The following is a 26,308-nucleotide window of genomic DNA, read 5'->3' as shown; positions in this document are numbered from 1 at the left end:
GAAGCTGGCTGATTGGCACACCAGCTACTCGGCATGAGAGTCGGTTCAGGTCGTGTGAGGTCGGTCGAGGAGGCCGTTGGCTCGTGCTTTCATCAGTTCGTATCGCGCAGGTTTGGTGTTGAGCTTTTCCAATCCGCTCACGGCCCGGGATCGCAGTCGTTCGTTGTCGTTGTGGAGCTGTTCTACGAGTAATGGCAGCGCTTGTGGTGAGCGAGCCGCGCCGATGAGTTCGAGTAGCCAAAGGCGCAGGCCGTGGTCTGCCTGCTCTTGGTTGAACTCTGCGATGAGCTGATCGAGGTGTTCCGCGGCGTGGGGCCGCAGAAGCGCGAAGCCGTCTTCGCGGTCCTGCGGATTGTGCCTGCGCATGAGACGCATGGCTTGCCGGAAACGGTCAGTCACACCGTGGAGGCTAGCGGCTGGGTAGACGAGAGCGATGCCCTGCGGTCACGAGGGCGAGGCGAACATCGAAGCATGGCCGGACGCGGTTCACCGTGGCCCGCTAGCCGAGCGCCACCCTGAAGTCGAAGGTGTTCCACCGTTCCGGCCGCATGGAGATCGCGACGTTGCCAGCCGAGGTCTTCTCCGTCGAGTTCACGTAGCCGGTGGCGCGATCCGGTCCCATGTAACGAACGGCCATCTCGTAGCCCTCCCGCTTCGACGCCGTCCTGATCTCGGTGACCGGCCCCTCCACCGTCACGTAACGATAGTCGTCGACCTCGGCCACCTGCGCGCACAGCGCGAACCGGCCTGCCTGCTCGATCAGCCGGACCTTGCGCAGACCAGGGGGCGTGATCACCTTGACGAGTCCGCCAGGCTGATACTCGTACCAGATCGGGGTGGTCAGCGGCGCACGGTCCGGTTCGGCCGTGACACTCAGGATTCCCACATGCGGTTCCGCGAGGAATGCCTCTCGCTCGGCTTGAGTCATCGGACGCATAACCGACAGGCTAGGCGTTCGTACCGGCCATCACGTCCGCGATTGTTCGCACAGCGGCAGCGAAGCGCGTTCGCCGAACCACACCCTTGGCGGCATGACGATAAACGATCGAGGCGGGCTACCCGTGGAGCGCGGGTAGGCCCCTCGATCGCTCACAGCGTGGGTGAGGTCAGGACGCGGCGAGTTGCTGGTTGAGCACGTCGAATCCGGCGTCGAGGCGGATCACCTGGCCGGTGACCGAGCCGAAGCCGCCGTCGGTGAGCAGTGCGACCGCGGCGCCGATGTCCTCGGGCTCGAGAACTCGGCCGTGAACCGACCGTTGCGCGAAGGATGCGCGCCTGTCGTCGTCGAAGACGGCGGCTGTGGCGTCGGTGTTCACCGCGCCGAGCGCGATGGTGTTCACGGTGACGCCGTACTGTCCTGCGTCCGCTGCGACATGCCGGCTGTAGGTGTTCAGCGCTGCCTTCGCCGTGGAGTGCGCGGCGATCATGCCCACCATGTCGGCGAGGGTGCTGGAGATGTAGACGATCCGTCCGGCACGCTGCTCGCGCATGATCGGAAGGACTCGCTGGGTCAGGTGGTAGGAACCGGCGAGCTCGCCGACCACCTTGCCTGCGAACTTGTCCCAGGGCAGTGACGCGAGCGGCTCGAACGGCGGCTGGACCGTGTTCGCGTTGCACACGAGCACGTCCACCCGGCCATGCTCGGCACGTACCCGATCGACCAGTGCCGCCACCTGCTCTTCGTCGCACACGTCCGCCTGCTCGGCTTGAGCGGTGCCGCCTGCCGCCTCGATGTCGGCGACCACCCGCTTGCCCGCGTCGGCATTGCGGTGATAATTCACGATCACGTGGTGCCCACGCCGCGCCAGGCCGCGCGCGATCGCCGCCCCGATACCGCGGCTCGCTCCGCTGACAAGTGCCACTGTGCTCGTCATCAGGTCCTCCTTGTGTGCCATGGAGAACAGACGCTAACCACCGGGCTTACTTAAGGTAAGGACTTACCTAGGCGTAAGCTCCAAACATGGGAGAAAATGTGGAGGCCAAGCGGCTTCCGCGAAACAGGCACAGTGATCTGTTCCACAGCGAATGCGCGGGCCGGATCATTTTCGACCGCGTCACCAGCCGCTGGGCACCACTGGTCCTGGTCAAGCTCGCCGAAGGTCCGCTGCGGTTCTATGAGCTGCGTGACGAGATCGGCGGGATCAGCGAGAAGGTGCTGTCGGAGAAGCTGCGCCTGCTCGCCCGCGACGGACTGATCGAGCGCACGGTCGAGCCCGCCATCCCGCCACGGGTCAGTTACGCACTCACGGAAATGGGCTACAGCCTCGCCAAACCGCTGCGCCAGCTCATGCGATGGGTAGCCGACCACGGCCCCGCCATCCTGGCCGCCCCGCCACACCACGAAGACCAGAACTGACATCAGGCCCACGTCCGCTCATCGGCAGGAGCGGACGTGTCAGAGGGCGCGAGAAGCGTTAGGCGTCCGGATTCTCCGCCAAGCTGCTCAGGTCGGCGTTTATCTCCTCCGCTATTGAGTCAGCTACTTCGCGCAGGAGCACAACTAGTCGCTCCGGCTCCAGCGGTGGCTCGCTCTTGAAACTGAACCAGCCGAAGTTCTGGGACGCAGACGCGTCGGCGGGATCTGCTGCGGCAACCCACTCAAGTGAGACGACCCCTGTCAACGGCCGCCGTGCCGACTGTGCGCCGCCTTCATCCGCCACATCCTCACTATATCTCCGTGGATAGGCTCGGACATCGGCATGAGCGGGTGCGTTTCGCGGTATGAGGGTGCGTCGTCGATGTGTTCGGCCTGTCCTGCACTGGCATCGTGGCCTTGGACAACCCCGAAGGCGGATGCGCTGACGCGATCATCGGCTGTGGTCGGCGTTGGCTGCGCTGTGTCCAGTGCGTTCCAGCCATCGAGTCCACGTCTTACGGGTGATGTGGACCTGCGGGTTCGCGATGACGTACTGGATGAACTCAGCCCGCAGCGGCTGCTCGCGGTACAACACGTCGAGCCGGTCCGCGTAGTCAACGCGTCGCGCGACCTCGGCGTAGTTCCAGTCCTTGCGTCGGTATGGCCGCCGTAGCACGGCATCGAGCAACTCGACCGCCGAATCCTTGACCCTGGCAGGCACGCCCTCTCGGCCTAACCGACGCAGCGCTCCCTCCTTACGCGCCCACGGCGACCACATGTTCGCGTTCGGCGCGCGCCACTCTTCCGGAAAAGTGACTTCCCAGCGCAAATAAAGCACCGCGTACTCAGGCTCGCCGGTCATACCGAAGATCGTCGCGTCCTGGAACGCGCGCATCTGGGTGTAGGCGTCGCGAGCCCCTTCCGCCATCGGGCCGTAACCGCTCGCCGCCCACAGCGCATTGCCGTGCCGCAACGCACCGCGCGCCTGCACCAGCAGATCCCTGTGCCGTGTCAACGCATGACCACGCACCACGTCATCGGATGAGACCAGGTCATATACCCACGATCGATCCCCCATGCTCCCAGACACTACTCAGCTCACTCCGCGGTTCGCGCGGATTTATGACTTCCCTGCGGCAACCTCGTAGATGACCCCCAGTCCGCCCTCGTACAGCCGACCACGGCCCCGCCACGACCAGAACTGACACCAGGCCCACGTCCGCTCATCGGCATGAGCGTCCAGCACGCGGTCGGCGGCACGAGAGTGTTTGTCGATGTGTTCCGCCTGTCCTGCGCTGGCGTCGGGTGGGCCGTGGTCGGTTGCTATGAGCTGCTGGGTGTAACGGGTTCGACGGGCGAGGGGATGAGTTTCCCGGACCGGCTCTGTTTCACCATCTTCCCGAGTGCCGGTCGCTGGACGCCGAGGAGGCAGATGAAGACCGAGCCGATCACTGAGGACACCCTCGCCGAGATCCGCAAGGATGCCATGGCGCAGCCGGCGGCCGGTTTGCCCAGACTGGCTCGCAGTCTCCTGCAGTTTGGGCGGCAGGTTGACCGAGCCAGCCCCAGCAACCGCATCCCCTACTTCGAAGAGGCCGCGGCCATCTACCGGCGTTTAGTCACCGACGGAACCGAAGAACACCTCGGCGCCGCGATGCACGCGATCTCCTCGCTTGGCCAGCAGTACTCGCTCGTGCACGCCGACAACCTCGCACTGGCCGCGAAACACGAGGCCGCAGCACTCGCCCGCCGAGTCAACTCGCACCGCGAGGACGGCAAACAGGAGACCAAGATCCTCGCTGACCTCGCCAACGGCCTGGCCGAGTGTGGACAGTTCGCTCAAGCCGTGACTGTTGAACGGGAGGTGGTTGACATCCACCGCGCTGCCGTCAGCCGGGACAGCTACGAGGTGTCCGGCCTTCTCGCCTGGTCTCTGCTGGACTTGGCGATCTTCCTCGACCTGGACGGCCAGGGCGAAGCCAGTCTGGAGATCGAGCACGAGGCCCTGGCTCTTCAGCGCCGCGCGACAGAGACCGATCCACACCGGCGGCTGCCCACACTCGCGATCTGGACAGCTGGAGCCTCGCTGCGGCTCGCCGACGCCGGGCACCCGCACCAAGCGCGAGAGCTGCTGCGGGAATCCATCGCCGCCTGCGACCGGCTCCCGGCCGAGGGCGAGCGTGGCAACTTCGGATTTCTCCAAGCCGTGTACGCCGCGCACTTCGCCAGATCAGGCGTCCACGACGAACAGCCCGACGCCGACGGCACGCCCCCGATCGGCGTCAACCCTGACCAGTACTTGCAACCCGTGTTCGGATTGAGTTTCCACCACTGGTCCTTCAGCGTCAGGCATGTCTACCGCACGGGATTGGCCGCCATCGACGAAGTGATCATCGCCAGCTCCCAACCGAGCCCACCCGACCCGGCGCGGCTGGCCGAACTGGGGACCCTGATGCGCCGCCGAAACATCCGTTCCTCGGTGCTCTCCGGCTTCGAATACGGCACCGGCCACTACCCGAACGTGCTCATCCCCGCACTGGCGCACGGCGTCGAGCTTGAGCGCTTGCTCCTCGCCGCCGATCCCAGCCGAAGCCCCCAGCGGCTCGTCCGGGCTCTGACCGACCACGCCACCGCATGTCTAGCCGTGAGCGCGAACGCGAACGCGGCCAACATCCTGCGCGAGGCACATGCTCTCTCCTGACCATCGACAACCGGCCGGACTAGCTGACAAAAAACCATCGACGAACAGACTGCTCATCCAGGCGCTTCTGATATCCGAGTTACGCGCCCCCGGCAGATATGGCCAGGTGCCGGACTCGGATCAGTGCTCCTCGCCCGTGGCCGATCCACTCCGCTCATCGACATGAGCGGACGTTCCCTGCCACGTATCTGGAAGTAGCTCGAGCTAAGAGTGCGATGATGATCTGTGATCAGGGTTCGAGCACAGGCTTGATGAGTGAACTGTCGGCCCGTGGCAACAGCTGTAGGTTCTCGCCACTTGTGACACGTCGATCTAGGGGGACCTGGGCGTTCTCGGTTGTCTCACGATGACGTCGTCATGCTCAGTCTCAAACTCTTGGTATTTCCTCAGATGTGGGATGAGCCTGTATCTGCCGGACCGGGTCGTGCCGCCCGACCGCGTTCTCCCGCGCGGCCATCGGGCGGGTCACGGTCCCGGTCAGCCCGAACGGCTGCTACCGCACCTCCGTCGGTTCGGAAAAGGGGCTTGTCCTCCGGCACCGTCAACTGCGGCCAGCCGGTGCAGAGTGGATCATCCGCGTCGGCCAGCCTCGCGACGTCGCTCACAGCGACCACAGCGCTTCACGACCACAGCACAACAGCAGGCTGCGGCATCTCACCTGATCGTCCGCTGAGGCAGCGGGGGCCGCCGTTGCTGCCGAATCCTCGGCCGCTCGAGGATGCAGAGGACGCGGCCGCGGCGCCGCAGAGGGGTGGACGCGGTATCTATGCTGCTCAGATGATGCTTGGGGGGACCATGAAGAGGTTCATGCTGCTGATGACCGTGCTGCTGGCAGCCGGGTGTGGGTCGGAAGTCGAGGCCCCATCGCGGCCGCAGCCGACGGCGAACGGGCTCGGCCCGGCCACCTCGGCATGCCCGATGCCGATCACCTTCCAGCTGCTCGACGGCTGGCGCGGTGTCCGCCAGACCCTGAAGACACGGCAAGGTGATGTGCTGTGCCAGGTGCTGGTCGGTCCCACGATGGACAGCGGTTCCATGCGGATCTATCGCGTCGCCGGCACCACCGACCCGCGGGCGGCACTGGAGCCGCTCAGCGAGATGCTTCCCGGCGCCGAAAACAAGACCTACCAGCCGGTGTCCGTCGGCTCGGGAGCCGCGACCGAGCTGAATTACGTGGTCAACTGGGGTGACCGGCTAACCAAGTTCCGAATGCTGGCCGTGCCCTACGCCGACGGCGTCGCCGTGCTCCACATCATGGGCGGGAGTGATCCGGCGGCGTTCGACGCCAGCACCAAGGCCTTCGAGCAGGCCAAGAGCACGCTGACCTTGACGTAGATCGTCCCGAAGGACGGGGATGCCTTCGGTGTAGCAGTGCGCACATGGAAGCTGGCAGTTACCTGTGATGCCCAGCCAGGCGAAGGAAATCGGCTGCATGCCGCCTCCCTGTGTCACGCGAGTCCGGACAACGCTACCGAAGCGGTCAACGGTCGATGGCTCCATAGGGGTTAGTTGGGCGGCGCCGCACGCCCCGGCTTCATGCGGCGAATAGAGCTGAAATTGGAAGCGGTCCGTCTGCTCCAGGCCACTTACTGGAGAAGAAGAACTGTCTCGGCCCGACGCGGACAGGACCAACCGGTCGAGGTGAGCCCCGAAACGATGGGAGTTCACCTCGACCGGTGCGTCGCCGCGACTGTGAAAGCGGTGCCCCAGACGGCGCGGTTCGTGGTCAGCTGTCAGCAGAAGACCTGAACGCGGAACGCGCGGTCACGCGAATCCAGTGCTTTCTCACTCCAGGCCGGTACGTCGACGGAGTAAGTCATGGGGTAGGTGGTCTGCCTGTCCTCCAAATAGATTCTAAATGAGTTGCCGTGGGCCTTGGCGTAGTTGTAGTAGTCGTCGAGGCCACTCACACCGCAGCCTTCGATGTTCCAGACCTGCCCGTCGACGTGGTAGACGCAGGCCCGGTCGTCATTGCACCGATAGTTCCAGAACTGCGGCTGGGCCTCCGTCGCAGAGGCGCTGCTGGGGGCGCTGATCAGTGCGGCGGCTCCCACTGCGACCGCCATGGCTGTCCGCGTCCCCAGCTTCGTGATCGACTGCATTCGAACCTTCCTTCTCCAGGTTTCTCGCTGCTGTTGCCCGCACAACTCTGCTGGTGTGCGACGCAGACGAACGGTCTTCATCATGAAGTTGCCACTTCTGTTGGTCGTTCTTTGGGCTTTCTGGCGGCGCGACGTTTCCGGCGTCGTTGCTGCCCGGCTGACATCGCCGAAAGAGAAGCCCGAGTTGTCTGTACTGCTACGCCTTTGTCTCGTTCTAGCTGTTGGCAAGGAGTGTCCAAGCCGCGAGCCGGTCATCGGCGAGGTGTGTCAGTCACTCACTGTGGCGCGCCTTGCGTGGTGTAGGCGGACGGTTTGCGTCCCGCCGCACAAGTTGTATGTCGTCAGATCCCCCTGTCCTCGCGTGTCCCCAGTTGTCGTAGGCAACTCATTGATCGCCCGAACGGACTACGACGGGTACTGCCCCGGTGATCGGGACCGGCCGGTGGCTTCGTCGGTTGAGAGTTGCTTCGGGCTCATGTTTAGCGGACCGAAAGTTGTTCAGTGCCGGTCGTGACGTGCTAAACAACGAGGTGGGGCATGAATTTCACGGCAAGGGGGCATGCCGGGTGCCGAGACCGGAGAATCCGATCCACGATGTGCATGGCGAGTTGACGGCGTTCGCGGCGGACTTACGACGGCTGCGCGAGAGGGCGGGTTCACCGACCTATCGCAGTCTCGCTGCGCGGTCCGGGTATTCGGCTACCGCGTTGTCGCAGGCTGCCGCGGGCCGGAAGCTGCCGACGCTGGCGGTGACGCTGGCCTTCGTCACGGCATGCGAAGGTGATCCCGCTGACTGGGAGTTCTGTTGGCGGGAAGTGTCGGACGTACTGTCCGACAAAGGCACGACTGCATCTCAGGACGCGGCGCCCTATGTCGGTTTGGCGTGTTTCCAAGCGGCTGACGCTGATCGATACTTCGGCCGCGACCTGCTGGTTGAGGAGCTGCGGTCCGCTGTCGCCGACCATCGACTGGTCGGAGTGTTCGGGGCGTCCGGCACTGGCAAGTCCTCACTGCTTCGTGCCGGGTTGCTGGCTCAGCTGCAGGTCGATGGCCGGCCGGCGCTGTTGTTCACCCCTGGGGAACGGCCACTGGATGAGTGTGCTGCGCAGATTGCCGCAGTGACCGGTCAATCGGTGGCTCAGATACGCGCCGAGTTCGACACTGGGCCGGACGCGTTGCCGCGAATTCTCGCGGACCAGGTGCGTGAGCTGGTCATGGTCGTCGACCAGTTCGAGGAGGTCTTCACCCTGTGCTCGGATCCGGTTCAGCGGGATTGGTTCGTCAGGGCCGTTGTGCTCGCCGCGGCAGCGGAGGGCGCCGACATACGGGTGGTGCTGGGCACTCGCGCCGACTTCTATGGGCATTGCGGTCAGTATCCGCAACTGGTGGAGGCGTTGCGTGGCGCCCAGGTACTGATAGGCCCGATGGGTCCGGATGACATTCGCGAGGCCATCACCGGTCCTGCCCTGCAGGCCGGCAACACGGTCGAGACGGCGTTGGTGTCGAGGCTGGTCGCCGATGCTGTGGGGCAGCCCGGAGTACTGCCGTTGCTCTCGCACGCGCTCCTGCAGACGTGGCGGCGCCGTAGCGGCATGACACTTACCCTCGCCGGTTATGAGCAGACCGGCGGTATCGAGCATGCGCTGGCTCGCACCGCCGAGCACGTCTATCGCGGTTTCGACGACGAGGAGCAGGACCTCGCGCGGCACCTTTTCTTGCGATTGACCGCACTGGGGGAAGGCACCGAAGACACGAAACGTCGTGTGTCCCGGCGCGAGCTGGACGCTGATCCGCAACTTGAAGGTGTGCTGAATGCGCTCGCTGCCGCTCGGCTGCTCAGCCTCGGTGAGGATACGGCAGAGTTAGCACATGAGGCGTTGATCCGCCATTGGCCGCGGCTACGCGACTGGCTCAATGAAGATCGAGAAGGATTGCGGGTTCATCGTCATCTGACGCAAGCCACCGACGACTGGGAATTCCTCGAACGCGATGCCGGGGCGCTGTATCGCGGTGTGCGCCTTGCCACCGCGCATGATTGGGCAGCCCAGCACCGCAGGGCCATCACCGCGAGAGAACGGGCATTCCTTCGTGCTAGTCGCCGGGCCGACCGGCGGCGGACCCGACGGCTCGTCCTGCTCCTGATCGCCGCGGTGGTTGTCATGATTACCGCTAGGGATCTGCATAGTGCCGCCGCGCAGCACAATCTCGTCACAGCCCGCGATGCTGTCGACCGCGCGATCCAGTTGGAGAAGTCGAACTCCTCTCTGGCACTGCGCCTCAAACTGGCCGCCTACAAACTCGCGGCCACCCCCGAGACGACCAGCACGTTGCTGAACGCCTTCGCGACGCCCTACGCATCACGACTTGACTTGCCTGCCGGAAAAATCATGGCCTTCACGTTTACCCGGAACGGAACTGTCACCGCGACCGCGAGCGACGATGGCGTGGTTCGCCTGTGGGACACCGGCCGGCCAGAACAGCCACGGCTTCTCACCACGATGATCGACATCGGAAAGGTGACCAGTCTCGAGTTCAGCCCGGATGGCCGTGTGATGCTCTCGACGAACGAGGACCTGACGACCTGGCTCTGGAGAACAGACGACCTGAGCCACCCGGTTCGCGTCCAGGCACTCGGCAACGGCACAAGCGGGGTTTTCAGCTCGAACGGCAAGAGCCTCGCTGTGCACCGCTCAGGACAGATTCAGCTCTGGAACCTCGCAGACCCAAGCTCTCCGGTGCAGTGGGGAGCGCTACCGGGAACCTCGGCGACGTTCAGCCCGGACGGGCAGCTGCTCGCGGTCACCACGGAAAGCGGAGGACGGCTGTGGGACGTCAGCGACGCTCGCCAGCCACGGCCACTGCAAGTGTTCCCTTTTACAGCAACAGGTGCGTCCGTACCGGTGTTCAGCCCCGACGGGCAGACCCTCGCCGTCGACAACACCGGCGTGTGGACCCTGTGGGATATCACCGATCCGGCGAATCTTCGCCAGTTGTCGACCATCGACGGTGGTCACATCCTCGGCTTCAGCCCCGACGGCAAAACGGCCGCGACCAACGACCGCAGCCAAGCAGGCCGATCCGTGCGGTTATGGGACCTCAGTGACAGAAACAGCCCGCGGCAGACTCACAGTCTCGATTATCACGTTGATCGGATCTTGGGACTCAGATTCAGCGCGGACGGCCGCTGGATCACCAGCTTGACGACCAGTTCGATACTGGCTTTGGACCGGGCCGGACTGCCATTGACCAGCCCCACAGGAAGTGCCATGACCTCCGCGACGTTCCTCTCTGACGGCCGGACTCTATTAGTCGGTGAACAGGGCAGCGCCCGGCTGTGGAACGTCGCGGACTTCCGCCACCCCAGCCAGCTCAGCACCATCCAGACGTCCCGGCCCGACAATCGAACGACGGTGTTCTCCGCCGCGGTTACCGACAGCGGGTCCGTCCTACTCGGCGGCAATCAGCTCGATACTCAAATCTGGAACACCACCGAACCTGCCCGGCCCCGTCGGACAGCAACGCTCACCGGCGCCGGCGAAGTCCGGGCGCTCTCAAACCAAGGCATTCTCGCGACCAACTCCGCACACCACGCTCAGCAGGCAACCGAGCCTTCGCCACAACTGTGGGACGCCATCCACGGTCTCAAGCTGAGTACGCTACCCACCACAGCCGACATCGGTTCCGCCGCTTTCGCCAACCGCGTGCCGATTCTTGCCACGGTCTCCTCGCGCGGCGACGCAGAACTCTGGGACCTCAGTGATCCACAGCGGCCATTTCAAACCGGAACACTCCCGGTTCGCGCCGTCGTCGCGGCGATCAACCGTGACGATCAGCTCCTGACCGCTGGCCCAGACGCTTCGGTGAGACTGTGGACGATCGCCGACCCGCACCAACCCACATTGGTCGCGCAGTTCGACACCGCGAGCCCCGTCACCGCCGGCGCCCTCAGCCCCGACGGACACACAGTCGCTCTCGGCGGAAAAGACGGCACGACAAGCTTGTGGTCCATCGCCAACCCGCAGAAGCCACCCCATCTCGCCACCCTCGCAGGGCACACCGACGAAATCACCGACGTCCACTTCAGCTCCGATGGCTACGGCCTCGTGACCACCAGTCTGGACGGAACCGCTCGGCTCTGGAACACCGACACAACCCGGATCATCGAGGAGATCTGCCGCACCCTCCAGCCCATGACCGTGAACGAATGGCATGCCACGGTTCCCGATCTTCCGTACACACCAACCTGTACCTGAACCGGTCTGGCGCGCCCAGTGCGCCAATCCCGTCTACGCCGCCCGCTCGACACCTGACCAGCCGTGCGCAATTCCGCACTTTCGCCGAGAACCGCTCCGCGGCGCGTTCCATGATGGGTGCGGCGCGACCAGACGGGGTACGAGAGGCGTTCAGTGCCAACGGTGATGTACTGCGCGTGGATCCGCGGACCGGATACTTCGGCATCCGGACAAAAGGAGGGCGTTATCCGAGCCACCATCCAGCTGCACCTGCGGGACTTTACCGAGGTGGACAATGGCAAGACGCCTGGCCCGGTCATTTGGAGGACGGCAGCGTGCTCGCCGGGGCCGTGGCCGAGAACCCGCGGATGGGCGGACAGGTCTGGTTCGGCGAGGACGACGCCCGCGACGCCGGCCGTGGCCGGCCGAACGGGGTCGGGCTCGCCGACGGTTCGGCAGTCAACTACAAGCACGTCAATGCTACCCTTGGCAACAAAATACCTTTGGTGAGCTTGAAGCCATCCCGAAATCCGGGCGCCTGGATCCGGGAACACTTGGGGTTCCTCGATGCTGATCGGCCCCGAGGCGGGCGCGAGAGGAAGTCTGAGAGTGTACGGACGCGCGAAGTGGGCACAGACTGATCGGATCGGCGGTCCGCTTGACCACATCTTTGATTCATTGCGGGCGTCCTTTTCCGAGCTCCGGATCGAACGGCTCACCGTGACGAACGAGAGTAATGAAGAGCTCCTTTGGTTCATTTCTCTCCCGGGCAAGCCGGTCGTGCTGCAGATCGAGTGCAGGCCCGCCGGCGAATCTCCCTTTCTCGTCGAGTCGGACGATGAAAGTAAAGAGACGAACGAGGTCGGTGTGGCCGTCGAAACGCTGACCGCTTGGCTCCGCTGACCTTCAGACGGCCGTCGCGAAAGCGGAAATCCGGATGTTGAAAGATCTTTCCCCAGTGTGTCTTGATGTTGTCTACGTTGGTCGGCGCAACGACGGCCTCGCGCCCCGCGAGAAGACCTCCGGCGCCTTCACCGGACGGACCACACTCACCGGCCAGCGACGGGCCCAGTCTGCGCTTCGCCGCCTGGCGCGCGGTCTGGGGCGCCCAGCGCGCCAATCCCGTCTACGCCGACCGCTACCGGCATCTGACCAGCCGCGCCGAGAACAAGCTCACCCCGACCCAGGCGCGAGCCGCGATCGCCGCGAGCATCCTGCGTCACCTGCACGCCGTGATCACCACCGGTCTCCGGTGGGATCCCCAGACCGCAACACACGGCACCGGAAACACCACACCATCGGCTATCGCCGCCTGAACGGAGGCAGCCACCGAGCAGACGGCCGGGGCGAGCCCCACGCGGCATAGAGACACCTTGTGATCTCGACGCTCATCACGGGCAGCCCCGTCCGTCGTCGAACCGACCCGATTACACGCCGCTGGGACCACCCCCATGACCGCTATGCAGGGACCGACGACGGACGAGGCACCGACCATCCGCTTGACACAGAACGCCTTACGCTGATGAGAGTGTGTTTTGCAGCTGCGCGCTTTCGTGTTCGCGGTGGTGCTGCGTCACCTGCCCAGGGCCCCACTCGCCTGGAGCAGTGAGCGTGGGAGCACGTGGTCATAAGGTAACCGTGATGCACAGCAACGAAGAAGCGAGTCCGGCTGGCCGCGCTGACGACCGGAGCAGAGGCGGAACGGAGCCTGCCGGCCAACTTCCGCCGTCGACGCGGGAGGAGGAAGGCCCCACCTATGAGGTCCTGCGATCACGCACGGTCGTGTGGCTCGCGGTCCTCATGTTCGCGATCGGCATCGGCGTCGCGGCGTGGCTGGTGCTTGCCTATGGCCGAGGTGACCCGCAGAACAGCCTGGAGGCGATCAAGACCGCCGGCACGATCGTGATCGGCTCCGGTGGTGCGGTCGCGCTGTGGCTCGCGGTCCGCCGCCAGCGGACCGCGGAGCTAGCCATCGCACAAAAGGATCGTGAGCTCCGCCAGAAAGACCGCGACCAGGACCACACCGCCCGCGACGCGGTGGAACGGCGGGCCACCGAGCTGTACACGATGGCCGCCGTCCAGCTCGGCTCCGAGCATGCCCATGTGCGGATCGCGGGCATCTACGCACTGGAACGCCTGGCGCAGAACAACCCTGACCAGCGCCAGGTCATCGTCAACGTGCTGTGCGCCTACCTGCGCATGCCCCACACCACCGATGACACCGACCCGGCGGAGCCCGACCCGGACCGCGAACTGCGCCGAACCCAGGAACGACAGGTCCGGCTGACCGCCCAACGCCTACTGGCCACGCACCTGCGACGAGGCGGGCCGGCGGACGCGTTCTGGCCCGGCATCACGCTGGACCTGGCCGGCGCCACTCTCCTCGACTTCAACCTCGAGCGCTGCCATCTGCACGGCGCCACGTTCGCCGGTGCCCGGTTCCACGGCGCCACCGACTTCAGCCTGGCCGAGTTCACCGGCCCACTGGCATTCGACAACGCCCGGTTCACCGGCGGCGCCCGGTTCATCAACACCGTCTGCGCGGAGCCGGTCGACTTCACCCAGGCACGGTTCGACCACGACGCCACCTTCGCGCAGGCCACGTTCCGGTCGAGTGCCACCTTCAAGCGAACACAGTTCGACGGCAAGGTCGAATTCAGTGGTACGCGATTCGACTATGTCTGGTTCGACAACGCGCGCTTCGCTCAAACAGCCATGTTCGACGGTGCGCGGTTCATCGGCCCTGCTGAATTCGGTGGCGACAAGCACAGCGCGCCCCATTTCAACGGGTGCACCTACTTCCGTGCCGCGCAGTTCGAGAAGGACGTGGTCTTCGGTGGCACACGCTTCGGCGACACCGTCGTCTTCGACGATGCTGTCTTCCACGAGTTCGCCGGCTTCAACGACGCGGTCTTCGCGGGCAGCGCGATCTTCACCGAGACGAAACTGCTTGCCGAGGCGAGGTTCCGCAGAACCCGATTCGACGGCAAAGCCCTGTTCGGCGGTTCGGAGTTCGGCCGCCACGCCAATTTCGACAGCACCTTGTTCGGCGCGGAGGTCTGGTTCAGCGACGTGACGTTCAGCGGCGCCGCCACGTGCGCGGGCGCATACGCCCGCCTGGACGTAGACGACGTCCGGATCTGGCCAAGCGGCTGGCTGCTCGCCACACCGCCTGCCCCGGACACGGTACGTCTGCCCGACATGCCGGGCCGCTGGGGCCGTCTGTACGACCGGTGACGGTCCTGATCCCAATGTGGCTTTCGTCAGGTTCCGTCTGACGAAAGCCACATTGGCGGACTGAAAACTGACCAAAGCCGCATTGGGATTTTTTTGACCAGGTGAGCGGGGGTCAGAAGTTGAATTGGCCGATGTTGTCCTTGGTGAAGACCGTGGGCGGGCCGAGGATGACCTCGGCTTTCTTGCCGATCGTGTATTCGCCGAGGGAGCCCGCGGTGAACTTCTCGCCCTCGGCGCCGGTGATGCGGCCGGAGATGAGTGAGGCGGCCGCGATGGTCGCGAGGTAGCCGAGCTTGGCCGGTTCCCAGAGCGCGAGGGATTTGACGGTTCCGTTGTTGACGTATTCGCGGAGCTGGTTGGGGGTGCCGAGGCCGGTCAGCGCGACCTTGCCCTTGTATTCCGACGAGCTGAGGTAGCGGGCGGCTGCGGCGAGGCCGACCGTGGTCGGGGCGATGATGCCCTTCAAATTCGGGTGCGCCTGCAGGAGGCCCTGGGTCTTCTGGAACGACATCTGGTCTTCGTCGTTGCCGTAGACCGTGTCGACCAGCTTCAGGCCGACGTACTTGGGCTTGGCGAGTTCCTCTTTCATGATCGCGATCCAGGTGTTCTGGTTGGTCGCGTTGGCGGTCGCCGAGAGCAGCGCGATCTCGCCGGAGCCGCCGATGGCCTCGGAGATCAGCTCGACCTGCTTGACCGCGATCTCGGTCGAGTCGACCTGGTTGATGAACAGGTCGCGCGCGTCGGCCGCGACGTCGGAGTCGAGGGTGACGACCTTCATGCCCTGCGCGCGGGCGGCCTTCAGGGCGGGCGCGACCGCGTTCTGGTCGTTCGCCGCGAGCAGCAGGGCGTCCTGGCGTTGCTGGGCGGCGGTGTTGATGTACGTGACCTGCGAAGCGGCGCTCGCGTCCGAGGGGCCGGTCGCCTTGTACTCGCCCTTGACCTCACCGGCCGCCTGCTCGACGCCCTTGCCCACCACCGAGAAGTACGGGATGTTCACCGCCTTGGGCAGGTAGGTGAACTTGAGGCCGGTCTTCAGCTCGGCCTGCGCGTTGGCCGCGCCGGTGGCGCCGCTGGGGCCGCCGGGCTTGGCTCCGCTGTCCTTGGTGGTGCCGCCGCACGCGGTGAGCACGAGCGCCAGCGCGGCGACCGTGGCCAGTTTTCGGATCATCTTGTCGCTTCCTTCAGTATGGAACGGCCTGCTGTGGAACGGCTGGCTCGCCAGCGCGCGAACCGGACCGCGCTCGGCGGCGCGAGCACGCCGACGAGCAGCAGCAGGCCGGTGACGATGGTGAGCGTTTCGGTGGACACGTCGTCGAGGATCAGCAGATTGCGCAGCCCGCCGAGCAGCAGCACCCCGGCGATCACCCCGCCGAGCGAGCCTTTGCCGCCGAAGATGGACACCCCGCCGAGCAGGACGGCCGCGACGACGGCGAGTTCGAGACCGGTGCCGTTGTCCGCACGCGCGCTGGAGAAACGCAGCGTGTAGACGACACCGGCGAGCGCGGCGACCGCGCCGGTCAGCGTGAACAGGATCAGCTTCGTGCGCTTGACCCTGATCCCGGAGAACCGCGCGGCCTCGGTGTTCGCCCCGATCGCGTAGATGGCCCTGCCGAACGAACTGCCGTGCAGCAGGACGCCGAACGCGACCGCGAGCACGGCGAAGACCATGATGGGATAAGGGAAATCGGTACCCGGGACCGGTGTGGTGCCGAACCGCGTGTAGCTCGCCGGGAAGTCGGCCACCGCCGTGTCGCCGAGCAGCACGAGCGCGAGCCCGCGATACAGCGCGAGCGTGCCGATCGTGACCGCCAGCGACGGCAACCCGAACCCGGTCACCAGCAAACCGTTGACAGCGCCGCACACCGCGCCCGCGAGCACCACGATCGGCAGGATCGTCTCCAGCGGGAGCCCCGCGTTCCACAGTGTCCCGATGAGCGCGCTCGACAGCCCGAGCACCGACGCGACCGAAAGGTCGATCTCGCCCGCGACGATGACCAAGGTCAGCGGCAACGCGATCAGCGCGATCTCGCCGATGTCGAGTCCGAGGTAGAAAAGGTTCTTCCCGTTCAGGAAATCCCCGCCGCCGACGAGCGCGACCACCACGACGGCGAGCACCAGCACGGTTTCCCAGCGCAGCAACCGGTCACGCATCGTGGTCCGCCTTCCGCCGGTCCGGACGCAACGCGGCGGCGAGACGCAGCGACACGATTCTGTCGACCGTGATCGCGGCCAGCAGCAGCGCGCCGGTGATCGCCTGCTGCCAGAACGCGGGCACGCCCAGCACGATCAGGCAGCTGGTGATCGTGCTCAGCAGCAGCGCGCCGAGCGCCGCGCCGAGCACACTGCCCGAACCGCCGAAGATCGCCACCCCGCCGACCACGACCGCCGCGACGACCTGCAGCTCGAGCCCGGTGCCCGCCGCCGCGTCGACCGTCCCGTAGCGCGCCATCCACAGTCCGCCCGCGAGCCCGGCGACCGCGCCGGAGACGGCGAACGCGGTGAACACGCGGCGCTGCACCGGAATCCCGGCGAGCATGGCCGCTTCGGGATGCGAACCCATCGCGTACAGCTCGCGGCCCGAGCGGTACGAACGCAGGTAGAAAGCGGCCGCGAGCACCACGACGAGCGTGATCAGCACCAGGTACGGCACCCCGAGCACGCGCCCGCTGCCGAGCCCGAGCAGCGACGGCGGCAGGTCGGCGGCGTTGACCTGGGTGCCGTGCGCGAGCGCGAAGTCCAGGCCGCGGAACACGTACAGCGTGCCGAGCGTGACCACCAGGCTCGGCACCTGGCCGAGCGACACGACCAGGCCGTTCACCATCCCGCACACCAGCCCGAGCGCGACGCCGAGCAACAGCGCGCCCACGACCGGGATCCCCGGATGCTCGGCCACGATCGACGCGGTGATGAACGCCGACAGCCCCAGCACCGAGCCGACCGACAGGTCGACGTTGCGGGTCACCACCACGATCGTCTGGCCGACGGTCAGCAGCGCGATGATCGACGCGTTGATCAGCAGATCGCGCAGGCTCTGCGGTTGCACGAACCGGGGATTGGCCACCGCCGTCCCGGCCACCACGAGCACCAGCACCAGCCCGACACCCAGCTCACGCACGCGCCCGGCGCGGTCGAGCAGCCGTCGCGCGCCGCGCGAGGGTTCGACGCTTTCGGCACGCGCCTCGACCTGCGCGGTCATCCGCGACCAGCCGCGGCAAGCGCGATCGACTCCTCGGTCAGCGGCGCGGTGAGCTCGGCGGCGAGCCTGCCCTCGTGCATCACCAGCACCCGGTCGGCCATGCCCAGCACCTCGGGCAGCTCGGAGGAGATCATCAGCACCGCGACGCCGTCGGCGGCCAGCTCCGAGAGCAGCCGGTGCACCTCGGCCTTGGTGCCGACGTCGATGCCACGCGTCGGCTCGTCGACGATGAGCACCTTCGGCTTGCGGGACAACCACTTCGCGAGCACGACCTTCTGCTGGTTGCCCCCGGAGAGCACGCCGGCCGGGTCGCTCAGCTTCGCGAACTTCAGGCGCAGCTTGACCGCCCAGTCCTGCGCGAGCGCGCGTTCGTCACGGCGGCGCACGATCCCGCCCTTGCTCAGCTTGCCGAGCGACGCGAGCGCGGCGTTGCGCTCGATCGACGCGTCCATCACCAGTCCCTGCTGCCGCCGGTCCTCCGGCACGAACCCGATGCCCGCCGCCATCGCCGCGCTCGGCGATCCGCTGGGCAGCACCCGGTCACCGACGCGCACCTCGCCCGCGTCGAGCCGGTCGATGCCGAACACCGCGCGCGCGACCTCGCTGCGCCCGGCGCCGACGAGCCCGGCGAGCGCGACGATCTCCCCAGCGCGCAGCTCGAACGAGACGTCGACGAACACGCCTTCGCGGGTGAGCCGCCGCGCGGACAGCGCGACCTCGCCCGGTTCGTTGGCCTGCTTGGGAAACAGCGCCGACAGCTCACGGCCGACCATGCGCTTGACCAGCTCGTCCGGAGTGGTCTGATCCAGTGGTCCGGACCAGACATGGCCGCCGTCGCGGAGCACGGTGGCCTCCTCGCAGAGTTCGAAGACCTCGTCGAGCCGGTGTGAGACGAACAAGACCGCGACCCCCTGTCCCAGCAAAGCCCGTACGACACCGAACAGTCTGGCGACCTCAGCCGCGGACAACGCGGCCGTCGGCTCGTCCATCACGATCACGCGCGCGTCGACGGAGAGCGCTTTCGCGATCTCGATGACCTGCTGGTCGGCGATGGACAGTCCGCGCGCGGGCCGGTCGGGATCGAGTGTCACGCCCAGCCGCTCCAGCAGCGCCCGGGTGGCGTTCTTCGTCGCGGTATGGTCGATGCGACGGCCCGATTTCAGCGGCTGGCGGCCGATGAACACGTTCTCCGCCACCGAGAGATCGCCGAACAGCGTCGGTTCCTGGTAGATCACCGCGATGCCGGCGGCTTGCGCGTCGCCGGGGCCGTGCATGCGGTGCGGGGCGCCGTCGAGGTGGATCTCCCCCGCGTCCGGCCGGTGCGCGCCCGCGAGTACCTTGATCAAGGTCGACTTGCCCGCGCCGTTCTCGCCCAGCAGGGCGTGCGCGACGCCGGGCCGGAGTTCGAGTGAGACGCCGGAGAGTGCCCGAACCGTGCCAAAACTCTTGACTACGTCACGCAGCGCCACGACCGGCGGCTTCGCGGCGACACGGTTCACCGTGCGTTCCCCTCAGACGGTAATGAATCGTTTCAATACAGCGTCAACAGGGTGGTGCCGAAGTAACGGCCGTGTCAAGGGTTAACGAACTACTCGCGTCGCGCAGCGCCGGGAAACCATGCTCAGCGCGGCGTTGAGTCCACTGTGGACAATGAGCTGACCGCGGCGAGCACCCGGCCGAAGAACCGTTCGGCGTCAAGGCCGACCGCGACCCGCGCGTTCGGCGCCAGGCCCAGCCTGCCGTCGAGGTCGACCACGGTCGCCCCGCGAGTGTGCGTACCGGCCGTTTCGATCGCGACATGCGCCTCGACGCAGGGCACCAGCGCCGGATCGATCACCCGCGCGACCGCGACCGGGTCGTGCAGCGGCGGCGCCGGGAAGCCGAACAGCTCACGGTAAGTAGCGCCGAAGAAGGTCATCAGCTCGGCGCACAACCGCCCGAGCTCGGTGCCGAGCGCCTCGAAGCCCGCGACCACCTCCGGCGTGACCAGCGCCTGGTGCGTGACGTTCAGCCCGCACATGGTGACCGGGACCCCGCTGCCGAAGACGAGCGCGGCGGCCTCCGGGTCGGCGAAGATGTTGAACTCCGCGTACGGCGTGGTGTTGCCCCGCTCGGTGGAACCACCCATGAGGACGATCTCGGTGATCCGGGCGGCGTCGCCCGGATATCTGGTCAGCAGTGTGGCGATGTTGGTCAGCGGACCGGTCGGCACGAGCGTCACCGGCCGCTCGGCCAGCAGCCGGTGCATGAGGTCGACCGCGTGCCCGTCCACCACGCCGACCGAGGGCGCGCCGAACGCCGGGCCGTCCAGCCCGGACTCGCCGTGCACGTCCTGCGCCACCCGCAGCGGGCCCGCGAGCGGGCGCGCGCAGCCCGCCGCGATCGGGACGCCGGTGATCCCCGCGACCGTGCACACCCGCCGCGCGTTCAGCGTGGTCTTCTCGAGCGTCTGGTTGCCCGCGACGGTCGTGATGGCCAGCAGGTCCAGCGCCGGGTCGGCGGCGGCCAGCATGATCGCGATGGCGTCGTCGTGCCCCGGATCGCAGTCGAGTACCACAGGGATGCCCATGCGCCCATTCTCGGCGCGAGGGCATCACCCGGCTACTGCGGCGCGGGGCCCGGGTCGGTGGCGTTGCGCACCTTCTGCAGCACCCCGCCGATCTGGCCGTGGTACTTGCCCTTGGTCCGCTTGTCGACGAATTCCGCGGCCTGGCCCGCGATTTTGTTGACCTTTTCCGGGTTCTTCTTCGCGTAACTGCGGACCGCGGCGGCGGTGCCCGCGAGCGCGGCGAGCTTCTTGAGCGACGGCATGTCCCATCCCCTTTCGTCCGATCCCTCTTGCCAGCACAACGTGCGCGGCAGCCCCGAAGTTCCCGTGCGTCCGCGATTCCAAACCGAGCCATGCCTGGGAAAGACAATTTCCGACTATCGGCCAAGCGCTTTTCAGGTTTCCGTTGCATAACCAGAGCCATTTCCGGTAACAGCGTCGCCGTCCTGTTCGACACCCAGATCACAGGGCACGGAGGGGTGGGCCTGATGCCGGTGAACAGCGCGCTGGTGGCGGATACGAGGAGATGGTGGCTGCCCGCCATCACGGAAACCGGCGCGGTGCTGGCCGTCGTGGCACTCGCGCTCTGGCAGTTCGACCGCTGGGACCATCTCACGCTCGATCATGCCGCCTACGACATCTTCGTCGTGCTCGCGCTCGCCGCGGCTGGCACCGCGACGGCGGTCGCCGTGGTGGCGGCCGCGAGCCCGGAATCACCTCGCCTTTCCCACCGCAGGCTCGCCGTGCCACTGGGGTTCTACGGGCTGGTGATGATCCCGGCGGGCATCGTCACCGAGCCGGGCACCGGCGAGATCGCCCGGTTCGTCGCGGCCGGGTGCTTCCTCGTGCTGATGGCCGACGCGCTGCGCCTGCGGCACCGGCTCCGCTGGTCGGTGCTGCTCGGCGGCGCGGTGCTGGTCGTCGGCATGGCCGACGCGCTGGCGGACGGCGTGCCCGCCGCGCCCGCGCTCGCCCAGCGGGTCATCATCGGCGGCTGGTGGGCGGTCGCCACCGGGTTCGTGATGGTCGGCGCGCGGCGGCACCAGCCGCAGACCTGGCGCGTCGGCATCGGGCTCTCGCTGATCGCGGTCGCGCATCTGGAGGGCTTCACCGGCACGTCCACCTTCTCCTCCCCCGCGCTCGAATTCGCCGGGCTGCGACTGCTCGGCCTGCTGATCGTGTTGCTGGTGCTGGCGAAACCCGCGATCGTCACGCTGCGGGCGGCAGGCCGGTCGGCCTCGGAGGCGGCCGTGCGCGAGCACGAGATCCGCAATGTCCTTTCCGGACTGTCCGGGGTCAGCCACCTGCTGTGCGCCGACGCGGAAACGCTGGGGCGCGCCGAACGCGCCGCGCTCGCCTCCGCCGTGCAGGCCGAGCTGGACCGGATGCGGGAGCTGCTCGGCGACGGTTCCGCCGCCGCGACCGGCGCCACCCGGCTGCATCCGCTGCTGACCAGGCTCGCCGCGCTGCGGACCGCGCACGGCGAACGGATCGACCTCGACGTGCCCGCAGGCCTGCGCGCCGACATGCCGGCGCACGCGCTGGCGCAGGTCATCACCAACCTGCTGGCGAACTGCGCCCGGCACGCGCCGGGCAGCGACGTCCGGATCAGCGCCTGGCACGAAGGTGAATCCGTGACGATCACGGTCGCCGACAACGGGCCCGGCCCGCGTGCGGGCCATCGGTCGGCGGGCATGGGCATCGGGCTCACGGTGTGCGAGCGGCTGCTGGCCGAGCACGGCGGCTCACTGCGGATCGGCGGCGGCGAGCGCGGCTGCGTGGTCACCGTCGCGGTACCGGCCACTGTGGACATTCCGGCGCCGCGGCTGCGCCAGACCGCATGACCGGGGTACTGGTGGTCGACGACCACCCGCTGATCAGCACCGCGCTGGTGGTGGCGCTCACCGCGCAGGGCATCGACGCGCGGCGGATCCCGGTCGACGACTCGATCCTGCGTGCCGTCGGCAGGCACGAACCGGGACTGGTGCTGCTCGACCTCGACCTCGGCGAGAACGCGCCGAGCGGGCTCCGGCTCATCGAACCGCTGCGCGCCGGCGGCTGGGCGGTGCTGATCGTCACCGCGTGCCGGGACCGGACCTCCATCGCCGAGGCCGTCGCGCTGGGCGCGCTCGGCTGGGTCAGCAAGGCCGAGTCGTTCGAACGGCTGCTCGCGGTCATCGTCGACGCCGCCGCCGGGCGGGAAGTGCTGTCGAGGGCCGCGCGCGCGGAGCTGATCCTGCTGCACCAAGCCTTCCAAGACGAGCGGCGGCTACTCGTGCAGCGGCTGGGCAGGCTCAGCGCCCGTGAACGCCAGGTGCTCGACCGGCTCGCCGCGGGCCGGTCGGCGGCGGCCGTCGCGGCGGAGTTCACCGTCTCGCTGGCCACCGTGCGGGCCCAGATCCGTTCGATACTCACGAAACTCGACGTGCGCTCGCAGCTCGCCGCCGTCGCGATCGCCCATGAGGCGCAGCAGGCCGGTCTTCCTCAATTTTGACGATGCGGGCGGCCACGCCGGATTCCGACAATGGCCGCGCGGACGTCTGCGGAGGGAGCACCTGCCATGACGCGTTGGATCGTCGGACAGAGCGTGCGGCTCAGGCTGCTGGTGCTGCTCGGCGCGGTCGCCGTGCTGCTCTTCGGGTTCGTGCGGATCCGGGACGCGGCGGTCGACGTGCTGCCGGAGTTCTCCCCCACCTCGGTCGAGGTGCAGACCGAGGCGCTCGGCCTCTCCGCCGCCGAGGTCGAACAGCTCATCACCGTGCCGCTCGAGGCCGACCTCCTCAACGGGGTCGCCTGGCTGGACACCATCCGCTCCGAATCGGTGCCGGGCCTGTCCTCGCTCACCCTGGTCTTCGAGCCGGGCACCGACCCGCTCCGCGCGCGCCAGGTGGTGCAGGAGCGCATCACGCAGGCGAAAGCGCTGCCGAACGTGTCCAAGCCGCCGATCATGCTCGAGCCGCTGTCGTCGTCGAGCCGGGTGCTGATGATCGGCCTGACCCCGAAAGAGCTCTCCCTGATCGACACCTCCGTGCTCGCGCGCTGGACGGTCAAACCCCGGCTGATGGGCGTGCCGGGCGTCGCGAACGTGGCCATCTGGGGCCAGCGCGACCAGCAGCTGCAGGTCCAGGTCGACCCGAAACGCCTGGCGGCCAACGATGTCTCGCTCGCGCAGGTGCTGCAGACCACCGGCAACGCGATGTGGGTGTCCCCACTGTCCTATTTGGAGGCTTCGACGCCGGGCACCGGCGGCTTCTTCGACACGGCCAACCAGCGGCTCGGCATCCAGCACGTGTCGCCGATCGTCTCGGCCGAGGACCTGGCGAAGGTGACCGTCGAAGACACTCCGAACCGGATCGTGCGCCTCGGTGACGTGACCACCGTGGTCAAGGACCACCAGCCGCTCATCGGCGACTCGGCCAACCACGGCAAGCCCAGCCTGATGCTGGTGGTCGAGAAGTTCCCCGGCGCCGACACGCTGGCCGTCACCGAGGGCCTCGACAAGGCGATGAGCGACCTCGCGCCCGGCCTGCGCGGCATCGACGTGGACACCGGCGTGTTCCGGCCCGCGACCTTCCTCGAGTCGGCCATGGGCAACGTCGGGCTCTGGCTCCTCATCGGCGGCGTGCTGATGCTGCTCGTGCTCGTCCTGGTCCTTTCGTGGCGCGCGGCGCTCGTGGCGGCGGTGTCGATCGCGGTCTCGCTGGGCGCGGCGGCGCTCGTGCTCGGGCTGACCGGCGCGACGATCAACCTGATGACCGTCGCCGGGCTGGTGACCGCGGTCGGGTTCGTCGTCGGCGACGTGCTCGCCGATCTCCACGCGGCACGGCGGGGCACGGGGCTCGTCGACGCGTTCACCGCGGCCCGCCGCCCGGCGCTGTTCACGACCGCGATCTCGCTGCTGGTCGTGGTGCCCGTGTTCTTCCTCGGCGGCCAGGCTCGCGAGTTCTACCAGCCGCTCGCGCTCGCTTACGGGCTCGCCGTGCTCGCTTCGCTCGTCGCCGCGCTCACGGTCACCCCGGCGCTGTCCGCACTCCTGCTCTCCCGCGGCGCGAGTGTCCGCCGGGAACCCCGGTTCCCGGCGGGCGCTTTCGCCCACCCACGGCGGATCGTGATCGCCGCGTTCGTGGTGGTCCTCGCGACGCTCGCGCTGACGCCGCTGCTGAACCGATCGCTGCTGCCGTCGGCGAAAGACCCCGACCTGCTGGTGCAGTTCGACGCCCCGCCCGGCACCTCGCTGCCGGAGATGAACCGCATCACCGCGCGGGCGAGTGACGAGCTGAGCCGGATCGGCGGCGTCAAGAACGTGGCCACCCAGATCGGCCGGGCGATGCTCGCCGACCAGGTCGTCGGCACCGGCTCCAGCCAGCTGTGGGTCACCCTCGACACCGGCGCGGACTACGACCTGGCGCTCGGCGAGGTCAAGCGCGCGATCGCGGGCTACCCCGGCATCAAGAGCGACGTGCTGACCTACGACAAGCGCCGGTCGGCCGAGCTGCTCGGCACCGCGAGCAAGGACCTCACCGTGCGCCTCTACGGCCAGGATCCCGCTGTGCTGCAAGGAAAAGCCGCCGAAGTGCTCAAGCTGGTCTCCGGTGTCGAAGGCGTGGTCAAGCCGCGCATCGAGACCGAGGCGGAAGAGCCGACCATGCTGGTCGAGGTCAACCTCACGGCCGCGCAGAAGTTCGGCATCAAGCCGGGTGACGTCCGGCGCGCGGCGGCCACGCTGGTCAACGGCACCGAGGTCGGCAGCCTGTACGAGGGCCAGAAGATCTTCGAGGTCATCGTGCGCGGCACGCCCGACGCCAAGCACAGCCTGTCCGGCGTCCGCGACCTCACCATCGAATCACCGGCGGGCACCCGGGTCCGGCTCGGCGACGTGGCCGACGTGAAGGTCGGGTCCAAGCCGACGGTCATCAAGCGGGAGGACGTGTCCCGGCGCGTCGACATCACCGCCTCGGTGTCGGGCCGGTCCGTCGGCTCGGTGTCGGCCGATGTCGAAAGCAAGATCAAGAACGTGGCGTTCCCGCTGGAGTACCACGCGGCCGTGCTCGGCGACCGCGCGCGCGAACAGTCCGACAACTGGCGCGTGCTGGCGATTTCGATCGCCGCGCTGATCGGTGTGTTCCTGGTGCTGCAGCAGGCTTTCTCGAGCTGGCGGCTCGCCACGGCCACGTTCTTCGCGCTGCCGTTCGCGCTCGCAGGCGGCGTGCTCACCACGTGGCTGGTGAACGGGGAGCTGTCGCTGGGTTCGGTGGCCGGGTTGCTGCTGGTGTTCGGGATCGCGGCGCGCGGCACGCTCGCGCGCGACAACCTGGGCGTGCACCTGGCCGTGGGCCTGTTCTTCCTGCCCGCGCTGTTCTTCGGACCGGCCGCGGGACTGGAGATCATCCATCCGATGGCGATCGCCGTACTCGGCGGCCTGATCACCTCACTGCTGCTGACCACGTTCGTGGTGCCCGCACTGACCCCCGCAGCGACCAAGGAGGGAACCGAAGATGCGCACCAGTAAGCTCGCCGCGCTCCTCGCGGCGGCGGGGATCGCCCTCACCGCCTGCGCCGCGGGCGAAGCGGCGCCCGCCACCGGTGACGAGCCCGCGACACTCGAGCCCTCCGGCGTCGAAGGCATCAGCAGGGTGACGCTGAAAGCCGAAGCGGCGGAACGGATCGGCCTGCAGACGGGCGCGATCGCCGAGGAGGCCGTCTCGGGCGTCCAGCGCAAGGTCATGCCGTATTCGGCACTGCTCTACGACGCGAAAGGCGAGACCTACGCGTACGGGAACCCGTCGGAGCTGGTCTTCGTGCGGGTCAAGGTCACGGTCGACACCATCGCAGGCGACAAGGTCGTGCTGACCGACGGCCCGGCGGCGGGCACGAAGGTCGTGACGGTCGGGGCGCCCGAGTTGTTCGGTGCGGAGTTCGAGGTCGGCGAATAACGC

23 protein-coding genes are annotated in these 26,308 nt (G+C 67.4%); 11 read left to right on the top strand and 12 right to left on the bottom strand.

Translation table 11 applies throughout. The annotated features are described in order from the left end of the window. Nucleotides 1–45: 45 nt before the first annotated feature. The 3 genes from BLV57_RS01955 to BLV57_RS01945 all read right to left on the bottom strand — a co-directional run bounded on the left by BLV57_RS01955 (nt 46) and on the right by BLV57_RS01945 (nt 1,874). Nucleotides 46–399, bottom strand: a complete 354-nt coding sequence (locus tag BLV57_RS01955; protein ID WP_218134558.1) for a HEAT repeat domain-containing protein — start codon at nt 397–399, stop codon at nt 46–48. Between the two features lie 100 nt (nt 400–499). Further along, nucleotides 500–937: a pyridoxamine 5'-phosphate oxidase family protein gene (locus tag BLV57_RS01950; protein ID WP_091285794.1), complete on the bottom strand. Its 438-nt coding sequence runs from the start codon at nt 935–937 to the stop codon at nt 500–502. A gap of 169 nt (nt 938–1,106) precedes the next feature. Further along, entirely contained in the window at nt 1,107–1,874 is a 768-nt protein-coding gene (locus BLV57_RS01945; RefSeq protein ID WP_091285793.1) for an SDR family oxidoreductase, read from the bottom strand. 86 nt (nt 1,875–1,960) lie between these two features. Here BLV57_RS01945 and BLV57_RS01940 point away from each other — a divergent pair, with 86 nt between their 5' ends. After that, entirely contained in the window at nt 1,961–2,356 is a 396-nt protein-coding gene (locus BLV57_RS01940; protein ID WP_091285792.1) for a winged helix-turn-helix transcriptional regulator, read from the top strand. Nucleotides 2,357–2,414: 58 nt separating this feature from the next. Here BLV57_RS01940 and BLV57_RS42755 read toward each other — a convergent pair whose 3' ends face one another. Together BLV57_RS42755 and BLV57_RS01935 are read right to left on the bottom strand one after the other, a co-directional pair. Continuing rightward, nucleotides 2,415–2,660: a hypothetical protein gene (locus BLV57_RS42755; RefSeq protein WP_143046957.1), complete on the bottom strand. Its 246-nt coding sequence runs from the start codon at nt 2,658–2,660 to the stop codon at nt 2,415–2,417. 147 nt (nt 2,661–2,807) lie between these two features. Then, nucleotides 2,808–3,371: a hypothetical protein gene (locus tag BLV57_RS01935; protein WP_143046956.1), complete on the bottom strand. Its 564-nt coding sequence runs from the start codon at nt 3,369–3,371 to the stop codon at nt 2,808–2,810. Nucleotides 3,372–3,587: 216 nt separating this feature from the next. Here BLV57_RS01935 and BLV57_RS01930 point away from each other — a divergent pair, with 216 nt between their 5' ends. Both BLV57_RS01930 and BLV57_RS01925 read left to right on the top strand, forming a co-directional pair. Next, on the top strand, nt 3,588–5,057 hold the full coding sequence (locus BLV57_RS01930; RefSeq protein ID WP_091285790.1) for a tetratricopeptide repeat protein: 1,470 nt from the start codon (nt 3,588–3,590) through the stop codon (nt 5,055–5,057). 795 nt (nt 5,058–5,852) lie between these two features. After that, nucleotides 5,853–6,392, top strand: a complete 540-nt coding sequence (locus BLV57_RS01925; protein WP_091285789.1) for a lipoprotein — start codon at nt 5,853–5,855, stop codon at nt 6,390–6,392. A gap of 398 nt (nt 6,393–6,790) precedes the next feature. Here BLV57_RS01925 and BLV57_RS01920 read toward each other — a convergent pair whose 3' ends face one another. Beyond that, complete coding sequence (locus BLV57_RS01920) at nt 6,791–7,159, bottom strand: hypothetical protein (RefSeq protein ID WP_091285785.1); 369 nt, start codon at nt 7,157–7,159, stop codon at nt 6,791–6,793. A gap of 566 nt (nt 7,160–7,725) precedes the next feature. Here BLV57_RS01920 and BLV57_RS01915 point away from each other — a divergent pair. The 4 genes from BLV57_RS01915 to BLV57_RS01905 all read left to right on the top strand — a co-directional run bounded on the left by BLV57_RS01915 (nt 7,726) and on the right by BLV57_RS01905 (nt 14,628). Beyond that, nucleotides 7,726–11,412, top strand: coding sequence for an nSTAND1 domain-containing NTPase (locus BLV57_RS01915; protein ID WP_143046954.1), 3,687 nt, complete (start codon nt 7,726–7,728; stop codon nt 11,410–11,412). Between the two features lie 546 nt (nt 11,413–11,958). Then, nucleotides 11,959–12,294, top strand: coding sequence for a hypothetical protein (locus tag BLV57_RS01910; RefSeq protein WP_176968467.1), 336 nt, complete (start codon nt 11,959–11,961; stop codon nt 12,292–12,294). Nucleotides 12,295–12,359: 65 nt separating this feature from the next. Next, nucleotides 12,360–12,707, top strand: coding sequence for a hypothetical protein (locus tag BLV57_RS42745; protein ID WP_143046952.1), 348 nt, complete (start codon nt 12,360–12,362; stop codon nt 12,705–12,707). 325 nt (nt 12,708–13,032) lie between these two features. Then, entirely contained in the window at nt 13,033–14,628 is a 1,596-nt protein-coding gene (locus BLV57_RS01905; RefSeq protein WP_091285775.1) for a pentapeptide repeat-containing protein, read from the top strand. 112 nt (nt 14,629–14,740) lie between these two features. On the opposite strand, the gene rhaS is transcribed toward BLV57_RS01905, so the two are convergent. The 6 genes from rhaS to BLV57_RS01875 form a co-directional block, all read right to left on the bottom strand. Next, nucleotides 14,741–15,796 (bottom strand): rhamnose ABC transporter substrate-binding protein, encoded by a 1,056-nt coding sequence (gene rhaS / locus BLV57_RS01900; RefSeq protein WP_091285773.1) that lies wholly within the window; start codon nt 15,794–15,796, stop codon nt 14,741–14,743. Then, complete coding sequence (locus tag BLV57_RS01895) at nt 15,793–16,779, bottom strand: ABC transporter permease (RefSeq protein WP_091285771.1); 987 nt, start codon at nt 16,777–16,779, stop codon at nt 15,793–15,795. Before BLV57_RS01895 ends, rhaS begins: the two co-directional genes overlap by 4 nt. Beyond that, nucleotides 16,772–17,824 (bottom strand): ABC transporter permease, encoded by a 1,053-nt coding sequence (locus BLV57_RS01890; RefSeq protein ID WP_091285769.1) that lies wholly within the window; start codon nt 17,822–17,824, stop codon nt 16,772–16,774. The genes BLV57_RS01895 and BLV57_RS01890 overlap by 8 nt, the downstream gene beginning before the upstream one ends. After that, nucleotides 17,821–19,323, bottom strand: a complete 1,503-nt coding sequence (locus BLV57_RS01885; protein ID WP_091285767.1) for a sugar ABC transporter ATP-binding protein — start codon at nt 19,321–19,323, stop codon at nt 17,821–17,823. Before BLV57_RS01885 ends, BLV57_RS01890 begins: the two co-directional genes overlap by 4 nt. A 122-nt stretch (nt 19,324–19,445) precedes the next feature. Beyond that, the gene (locus tag BLV57_RS01880; RefSeq protein ID WP_091285763.1) at nt 19,446–20,393 is read right to left on the bottom strand and encodes a nucleoside hydrolase; all 948 of its coding nucleotides are present in this window, start codon (nt 20,391–20,393) and stop codon (nt 19,446–19,448) included. A 32-nt stretch (nt 20,394–20,425) separates the two neighbouring features. Continuing rightward, nucleotides 20,426–20,635 (bottom strand): antitoxin, encoded by a 210-nt coding sequence (locus BLV57_RS01875; protein WP_091285760.1) that lies wholly within the window; start codon nt 20,633–20,635, stop codon nt 20,426–20,428. 225 nt (nt 20,636–20,860) lie between these two features. Between BLV57_RS01875 and BLV57_RS01870 the strand changes: the two genes are divergently transcribed. From BLV57_RS01870 to BLV57_RS01855, 4 genes are all read left to right on the top strand, one after another. Further along, complete coding sequence (locus BLV57_RS01870) at nt 20,861–22,216, top strand: sensor histidine kinase (RefSeq protein WP_143046951.1); 1,356 nt, start codon at nt 20,861–20,863, stop codon at nt 22,214–22,216. Continuing rightward, on the top strand, nt 22,213–22,866 hold the full coding sequence (locus BLV57_RS01865; RefSeq protein ID WP_091285754.1) for a response regulator: 654 nt from the start codon (nt 22,213–22,215) through the stop codon (nt 22,864–22,866). Before BLV57_RS01870 ends, BLV57_RS01865 begins: the two co-directional genes overlap by 4 nt. A gap of 66 nt (nt 22,867–22,932) precedes the next feature. Further along, complete coding sequence (locus BLV57_RS01860; protein WP_091285751.1) at nt 22,933–25,881, top strand: efflux RND transporter permease subunit; 2,949 nt, start codon at nt 22,933–22,935, stop codon at nt 25,879–25,881. After that, nucleotides 25,868–26,305 carry an RND family efflux transporter gene (locus BLV57_RS01855; RefSeq protein WP_091285748.1) on the top strand — a complete coding sequence of 146 codons (438 nt, stop codon included), beginning with the start codon at nt 25,868–25,870 and terminating at the stop codon, nt 26,303–26,305. Before BLV57_RS01860 ends, BLV57_RS01855 begins: the two co-directional genes overlap by 14 nt. Nucleotides 26,306–26,308: the final 3 nt, after the last annotated feature.

Source organism: Amycolatopsis xylanica (assembly GCF_900107045.1).
GTDB lineage: Bacteria > Actinomycetota > Actinomycetes > Mycobacteriales > Pseudonocardiaceae > Amycolatopsis > Amycolatopsis xylanica.
This window is presented reverse-complemented; position numbering and strand designations above follow the sequence as displayed.